The sequence below is a fragment of the Treponema saccharophilum DSM 2985 genome (genome assembly GCF_000255555.1).
Classification (GTDB): Bacteria; Spirochaetota; Spirochaetia; order Treponematales; family Treponemataceae; genus Treponema_D; species Treponema_D saccharophilum.
In genome coordinates, this window is sequence record NZ_AGRW01000035.1 from 43229 (window position 1) to 50602 (window position 7374).

At 53.9% G+C, this 7374-nt stretch carries 6 protein-coding genes; all 6 read left to right on the forward strand.

Annotated features, from left to right (window positions below; all coding sequences use genetic code 11):
* Nucleotides 1-4 precede the first annotated feature (4 nt).
* The 6 genes from TRESADRAFT_RS02855 to TRESADRAFT_RS02880 all read left to right on the forward strand — a co-directional run bounded on the left by TRESADRAFT_RS02855 (nucleotide 5) and on the right by TRESADRAFT_RS02880 (nucleotide 7314).
* Entirely contained in the window at nucleotides 5-370 is a 366-nt protein-coding gene (locus TRESADRAFT_RS02855) for a response regulator (RefSeq protein WP_002702654.1), read from the forward strand.
* Nucleotides 371-457: 87 nt separating this feature from the next.
* Nucleotides 458-2617, forward strand: a complete 2160-nt coding sequence (locus tag TRESADRAFT_RS14885; protein WP_002702655.1) for a methyl-accepting chemotaxis protein — start codon at nucleotides 458-460, stop codon at nucleotides 2615-2617.
* A gap of 31 nt (nucleotides 2618-2648) precedes the next feature.
* Nucleotides 2649-3134 carry a chemotaxis protein CheW gene (locus TRESADRAFT_RS02865; RefSeq protein ID WP_002702656.1) on the forward strand — a complete coding sequence of 162 codons (486 nt, stop codon included), beginning with the start codon at nucleotides 2649-2651 and terminating at the stop codon, nucleotides 3132-3134.
* A 101-nt stretch (nucleotides 3135-3235) separates the two neighbouring features.
* A complete protein-coding gene (locus TRESADRAFT_RS02870; RefSeq protein WP_002702658.1) occupies nucleotides 3236-4051 on the forward strand; it encodes a gluconate 5-dehydrogenase in 816 nt (271 codons plus the stop codon).
* 212 nt (nucleotides 4052-4263) lie between these two features.
* Nucleotides 4264-5634, forward strand: a complete 1371-nt coding sequence (locus TRESADRAFT_RS02875; protein WP_002702662.1) for a sensor domain-containing diguanylate cyclase — start codon at nucleotides 4264-4266, stop codon at nucleotides 5632-5634.
* Nucleotides 5635-5637: 3 nt separating this feature from the next.
* The gene (locus TRESADRAFT_RS02880; RefSeq protein ID WP_002702663.1) at nucleotides 5638-7314 is read left to right on the forward strand and encodes a sensor domain-containing diguanylate cyclase; all 1677 of its coding nucleotides are present in this window, start codon (nucleotides 5638-5640) and stop codon (nucleotides 7312-7314) included.
* Nucleotides 7315-7374 lie beyond the last annotated feature (60 nt).

Sequence of the window (7374 nt, forward strand, 5' to 3'; positions counted from 1 at the left end):
AATCATGGCAAAGAAAATACTTGCGGTTGACGACTCAATCTCGGTAAGGACGAGCATATCGTTCATTCTCGGACAGGAAGGCTACGAGATTGTGGAGGCGAACGACGGAATCGACGCGCTCGCAAAGGCGAAGACTGACAAATTCAACCTCGTCATCACGGACATCAACATGCCGAACATGGACGGAATCGAACTTACGAAGCAGCTTCGTCAGACCGAAGGTTATAAATTCACGCCTATCATCGCGCTGACAACGGAAAACCAGCAGTCAAAAATGGACGAGGGAAAAGCGGCAGGCGCAACCGGATGGATTGTCAAACCGTTCACGTCGGAAAAATTGATTGCGGTCGTCAAAAAGATAATCGGCTGATACAAAAAAAATCCTGGCGGATGGCGGTGAAGTTCCGGCCGCTCATCCGTCTTGAAAAATTTTAACAGTGGACTTCCCGGAGGATTTATGAAAAGCATTCGCTCTGCACTGACAACATTCCTTGCGGCGTCACTTGTCGCAACTGGAGTCACATTAATGGCGATTTCAGTCCACATAGCAGGCCGCTCGGTAGACCAAGGCTCGCTCGCGAACATGAGGACGCTTGTGGAGAACGTGGCGAATTACGCGGACCTCAAGCTCGAATCCGACCTTATCGCGATGAAGATGCTTGCGGAACAGCCCAGCCTGAAAGCGCACGTGCCAGTCGAGGAAAAAGCGCCTATCGTGGCAAATTATGTGGACAGTTTCGACAGCTACGCGCGCTACTTCCTCGTCTGCGACCCGACCGGCCACTCGCTGACGACGGACAACATCGTCCGGGAAGTTCAGGCACGCGCTTATTTTCAGGAAGCGATAAAAGGCAACGCGACGATATCAGGTCCGCTGATAAGCGCGCGCGGAGAGCCTTCCATATACGGTGCCGTCCCGATTTACGACGATTCCAACACCGTAATCGGAGCATTCGCCGTCAACCTGAACACGGGAATCCTCAAGGAATTCGCGTCGAAGCTCAACATAAGCAAAAACGGGAAAGTCGCAATCATAAACCGGGAAAGCGGCGCAATCCTCTACGCGGAAGTTGAGGAATACGTGAAGCAATCGCTGACATTCGAGCAGCTCGCGCAGACGACGGAGCCGGGCTTCAGGGAACTCGCCGACGTCTCCAAGAAAATGATGAAATCGGAGACGAACGCGGAGATAATCCACATAAACGGAAAGGAATACTACATCGCATACACGCCCATCGGAATCGCCGACTGGTCAATCGCGATTGAGGCACCGTCATCCGATTTCAAGGACAGCATCAAAATCCTCAAGATGACGCTCGGTACGGTCTCCCTCATCTTCATACTAATCGCGCTCGGGATCGGGTTCCTCTTCGCGAATTCGATATCGAAGCCGATAATCCTCATCTACAACGCCCTCAACTCCGTCGCGAACGGAAACCTCGTGCTCGACGAGAAGACGCGCGAGGCACGCGAGAAGGTCATGATGAGGCAGGACGAGCTGGGGAAAATTGGTCGCGCGCTGCAGAAAATGATGGCGTCGCTGACGACGACAATCGAGCATGTCCGCGAAACAGTCATGCAGGTCCGCTCCGGCGGCGAGCAGCTTTCCTCGTCGAGCCAGTCCGTTTCATCGGGCGCGAGCGAGCAGGCGGCATCGACCGAGGAGATGAGCGCGACGATGGAGCAGATGACGAGCAACATCAGGCAGACTGCCGACAACGCCGCAAAGACGAGCGACATCGCGAACGTCGCATCGGCAAAGGCGGAGGCGGGCGGGCTTGCCGTTCAGGATGCCGTCAATGCCGTCGAGACGATTTCCGAAAAAATCAAGGTCATCGAGGATATCGCAAGCCAGACGAACATGCTCGCGCTGAACGCCGCAATCGAAGCCGCGCGCGCGGGCGAAGCTGGAAAGGGTTTCGCGGTCGTCGCATCGGAAGTCAGGAAACTCGCCGAACGGTCGCAGGCGGCAGCCGGAGAAATAAGCGAGATTTCTCACAAAACGCTTGAGACAACGGAAAACGCGGGACAGCTCATAAAGGAAGTTGTTCCGAGCATCGAGAACACATCGCAGCTCGTCCAGGAAATCGCGACGGCATGCCGCGAGCAGGACAACGGGGCGCAGCAGGTCAGCACGGCGATAATCCAGCTCGACAGCGTCGTCCAGCAGAACGCGAGCGCCGCGGAAGAGATGGCGGCAATGGCGGAGGAGCTGAGCGCGCAGGCGGAACGGCTTGTCAAGGTCATCTCATTCTTCACGATAGGCGATTCCGCGAACACGGAATTCAAAACGATTTCGCAGGAAGAAGCGCGTGACGACGCATCCGGAACGAAAAAAGCGAAGGCAGAGCAGAAGGAGAAGGAATCCGACGTCAAAAAAGACGACAAGGAAAGCAAGAAGCCGAAGAAGATAAAAATACAGAAGCAGCCGCAGCCGGAGAAACCGGAACCCACGCCAGGAGAACCAGCGCCAAAAGCCGCCCCTGCCCCGTCGGAGACAACATCATCACCGGAGCAGCCCGCGGAGAAAAAAAGCGAGCAGAAGGTCAACAGCGGGACGGTGACGAGAAAAACAGCCGCAGACCTCGTAAGCGACGCGGATTTCGAGGAATTCTGATTTTCAGGAAAGCGCGGGACGGGAGGTTTTTATGGAGAATTATTTGACATTTACTGTTGACGAGACGACATACGCCATAAACGTCAACTCTGTGCTTGAAGTTCTTAACATGACCAAGCCGACCGCAGTTCCCTGCGCGCTTTCCTACATTGAGGGGCTCATCTATTCGCGCGGGCAGGGAATCACCGTGGTGAACCTGCGCAGAAGGTTCGAGCTTGACGAGCACGAGGTGGACAAGAAGACGAAAATCATCGTCGTCGAAGTCCACACGCGCCGTCTGAATCCGGACGGAAGCGAAATCGAGAACATAATCCTTTACGGGCTCGTCGCGGATTCGGTTCAGGATGTCATACAGATATACGAGGAGGAGCGCATTGACGACGCGGAATGCTCGATTCCCAAAGAGTTCATCTCGTATACGCTCAAGCACGACGGGAAGCCGCTTTTCATTTTGGATTTCAAGAAGATGTTCGAGGAGCACGCCAAGCTGAGTTCATCGACAATTCAGAATTTATGAGGGAATTGTCCGAATTCTTGAGGGAATTGTCCATACTTTCATGATTGACGATAAATATTCTGTCTTATATCTTTAAATAAAGATATTTGGAGGCTATACAAATGGCAAAAGAATTCGAGATGAAAGATTTCGACCTCACAGGAAAAGTTGCCTGGATTACTGGCGCATCTTACGGCATCGGTTTCGCGATCGCAAAGGCATACGCCAAAGCGGGAGCAAAAATCGTCTTCAATGACCGCGGACAGGAGCAGCTCGACAAGGGCTTCGAAAACTACAAAGCAGCAGGAATCAATGACGTCCACGGATATGTCTGCGACGTCACTGATGAGGCACAGGTTCAGGAAACCGTAAAGAAAATCGAGAAGGACGTCGGAACTGTCGACATTCTCGTGAACAACGCCGGAATCATCAAGAGAATCCCGATGATTGAGATGAAGGCTGAGGAATTCCGCCAGGTCATCGATGTCGACTTGAACGCTCCGTTCATCGTTTCAAAGGCAGTTTTGCCGGGAATGATTGCGAAGAAGGCCGGAAAAATCATCAACATCTGTTCTATGATGTCCGAGCTTGGACGCGAGACTGTTTCTGCCTACGCAGCGGCGAAGGGCGGACTCAAGATGCTCACACGCAACATCTGCTCTGAGTACGGCGAATACAACATCCAGTGCAACGGAATCGGACCTGGATACATCGCGACTCCGCAGACTGCCCCGCTCCGCGAGAAGCAGGCTGACGGCTCTATGCATCCGTTCGACTCTTTCATCCGCGCTAAGACTCCGGCTGGACGCTGGCTCGACGCGGAAGAGCTTGCCGGCCCCGCCGTGTTCCTCGCCTCGGAGGCATCCAACGCGGTCAACGGACACATCCTTTACGTCGACGGCGGTATCCTCGCGTATATCGGAAAGCAGCCCTCGTAACAAAAGCAGCACAGTTTTCGAACTATAGAAAGCTTTTGGTATATAATAAGTGCTGCCCGGAAAAGCTCCGGACAGCGCCGGCTCGAAACGCCGTCCGCTCCTTCGGGATTGGGCGGCGTTTTTTGTAAAAACTCTGTCAGAATTTTCGGTGGTTACATTCTTGCGTCATTCCGAACGGTGCGCGGCGCAAAAACAGGTATTCAAGGTACAAAATGAAGAAGAACATTCTCATCAGAAAGATACTAACGGCCGCGCTTCCCATAGTCATTCTTGTGACGATACACGTAGTCATAATGAGCGACGCGACGAAGAACATGATTGCCGCCGACGAGAACATGGCGGAGCGCATATTCGAGGAAATGGCGAATTCGATAAAAGTGCCGACGGAAGTCGCCCGCGTAATAGCGCACGACTCGTTCGTGGAAGAGTTTTTGAAGACGGAAAGCGCGGACGAGAAAAGCGACGACGAACGGATACGCGGATTCCTCGAGCGGCTCAAGGCGGAATTCCTTCTCACGCACATCGCGATAATCTCCGAAAAAAGCCGAAGATGCTACCGCGACGACGGAATCGAGCGCGTCTTATCGCCCGAAAAGGCGGAGGACAACTGGTTCGAGCAGTTCAGGGAATCTGAGGCAGTGACGGGTTTTGCCGCCGTCAAGGCGGAGGAAAGCGTCGAGAAATCGGCGATATACATGAACACGCGTATAAACGACAGCTCCGGCGAATTCATCGGAATCGTGTCTGTCGAAATATCGATGAAATCGGCAATTCGGAAACTTTCGGACATGGAAAAAGCAAACGGCGTCAGGATTTTCGTCGTCGACGAGAACGGGCTTGTCATGGTCAGCGCGATTTTCAACGACATCTGCGAGGAAAGCCTCCTCCATATGATTCCCGTGAAGAGCAGCGCGGACGGCAGGATGACCGTGACGGACAGAATCAGCGAGATGGTTTTCGCGAAGCCAATCCAATGCGCCGGATGGTACATCATCATCCAGAAGGACATTTCGAAGACGAGCACGGCGAACATGCTTTTCATGCTCGCGGCAGCCGCCCTCCTCTCGCTTTCGCTCTACATACAGCGGGCGATGACGCGCGAGCAGAAAGCGCCGCCGAAAATCGTATACGGGAAGGAGGACCAGACGGACAAGCTGACGGGGCTTCCGAACAGGAATTTCTTCAAGGACATGTTCGGGGAGCGCGGAGTGTTCAACACGACGAGATACCGCTGTCTTGCCGTGTTCGACATAGATTTTTTCAAGGAAACGAACGACAACGCGAACGGGGACGAAGTTCTCGTCTCTGTCGTCCACAACATGAGCCGGCTTCTCGGCGACAACGGGATGACGCTCAGATGGGGCGGAGACGAATTCCTCGTTCTTTTCGAGCTTCCGATGGAAAGCGCGCTCGCGGTCTGCCGGCAGTTCGTCCGCAACGTCGAGTCCGACGGCGTCGTCACGGTATCGGTCGGGCTGACTGCCGTCCGCATTTCCGATACGATAAAGAAAAACTACTACCGCGCGGCCCAGTACTGCTATTTCGTCAAGGAAATGGGCGGAAACGGCGTCAAAAGGGATTAGAAAATGAAATCGTTGAGGACACTGTTCATCCGGCAACTGATTGCGACAATAGCGGGCGTATCCGCGCTCCTCACCGCTCTTGCGTTTTATTGCGTCCACATGGCGAGCGAGGAGCATTCCGGGCGGTCGATGAAATACCTTTCCGAGCTGAAGACGAACATGGTTGACGAATGCTTCTCCTCGATAGAGAAGAGCGCGCACGCAATAGCGCTGAAGCTGGAGTCGAAGGCGGACCTCGAAAAGCTGCGCGTCGACAGCGAATACGGGAGGGAAATCGAGCAGAGCTTCATAAGCGAGGTTTCCAAACCGAACAAATCCCATGAATTCGCGCATTCGTTCTACTTTTCGTTCGACAAGAAAACTGCCCCGGCCGGAGTCGGCTCGTACGTCGTGATGATGGACAAAAAATCGAACAACAAGCATTTCTTCAGCACAATGAAATTCGACCTCGCGGACTTCAGCGACGATGACGAGCCTTACGCCGGATGGTTCTACAGGACGAAGAAAGAAGGCGGCTCCAATTGGTTCGCGCCGAGAAAATGCAGGAACACGGGAAAAATCATCGAGACGGCATCGTACACCGTCCCGCTCCACAAAAACGGCGAATTTATCGGAGCAGCAGGAATCGACGTGAAGCTCGAGCGCCTGCGCGAAATCCTCGACGACATCGAATACGATTCGGCGTTCAGCTTCCTCATCGACGACAACGGAAACATCATATACCACAAGGATTTTCCCGACGGGCTTCGGGCGGAGGAATTCTCGTACGACAACGACCTCCGCTCGATAAAAAGGCTTCTGACAAGCGACCATATCGGAACGGGGAAGAATTTCGCGTACAAGTGGCGCGGAAAAATGCACCGCCTCATCATGAGCCGGCTCGAAAACGACATCATCCTCGGCATCTCCGTTCCGGAAAGCGAAATTCTGCGATGGCAGCTCAAAATGATGTTTCTCACTGTGCTCGTCCTAGTCCTCATAATCGCGGGAGGGGCGGCGGTCGCAAATCTCATCGCCTCGAAAATCATAACCCCGCTGCAGGCGATAACCGACGCCGCGTCAAGAATCGCGCGCGGGGAGCTGAACACGCCCGTCCCGTTCAAGTCGGAAGACGAAATCGGCGTCCTCGCCGAATCAATCCGGAAAATTTCCGTCGAGCTGAAAGACTACATCGCGCACATCAACGAGATGGCATACACCGACGCGATGACAGGATGCCGGAACAAGGCGGCGTACATCGAGAAGGTGAAGGAGCTGAAACGGAGAATCGACGAGGAGATGGCGGAATTCACCGTTTTCATGTTCGACGTGAACGGTCTGAAGGGCGTGAACGACAAGTTCGGGCACGAGAACGGCGACCAGCTCATAAAAGACGCCGCAGAAATCATGAAATCGGTTTTCCGCGCCGAAAAAGTCTACCGCATCGGCGGCGACGAGTTCGTCGTCCTCGAAGAAAAACTTGACGACGAAAAAACTGCCGGTCTCATGGACGAATTCGACAGGCAGCTTTCCGAATTCAACCACACCTCCGGCACCGACGACGGGATTTCCGTCTCGAAGGGCGCCGCCTCGTTCGACAGCAAAACCGACACATCCACCGACACAGTATTCGCCCGCGCCGACAAAGCAATGTACCGCGACAAAGAACATTTCTACGAAAGCCACAGGCGCACGCGGTAATCGGCGCACGCATTGTTTTACGCGCGTTTTTCTTTATTGCATGGAGCGTGCGCTCGCAAC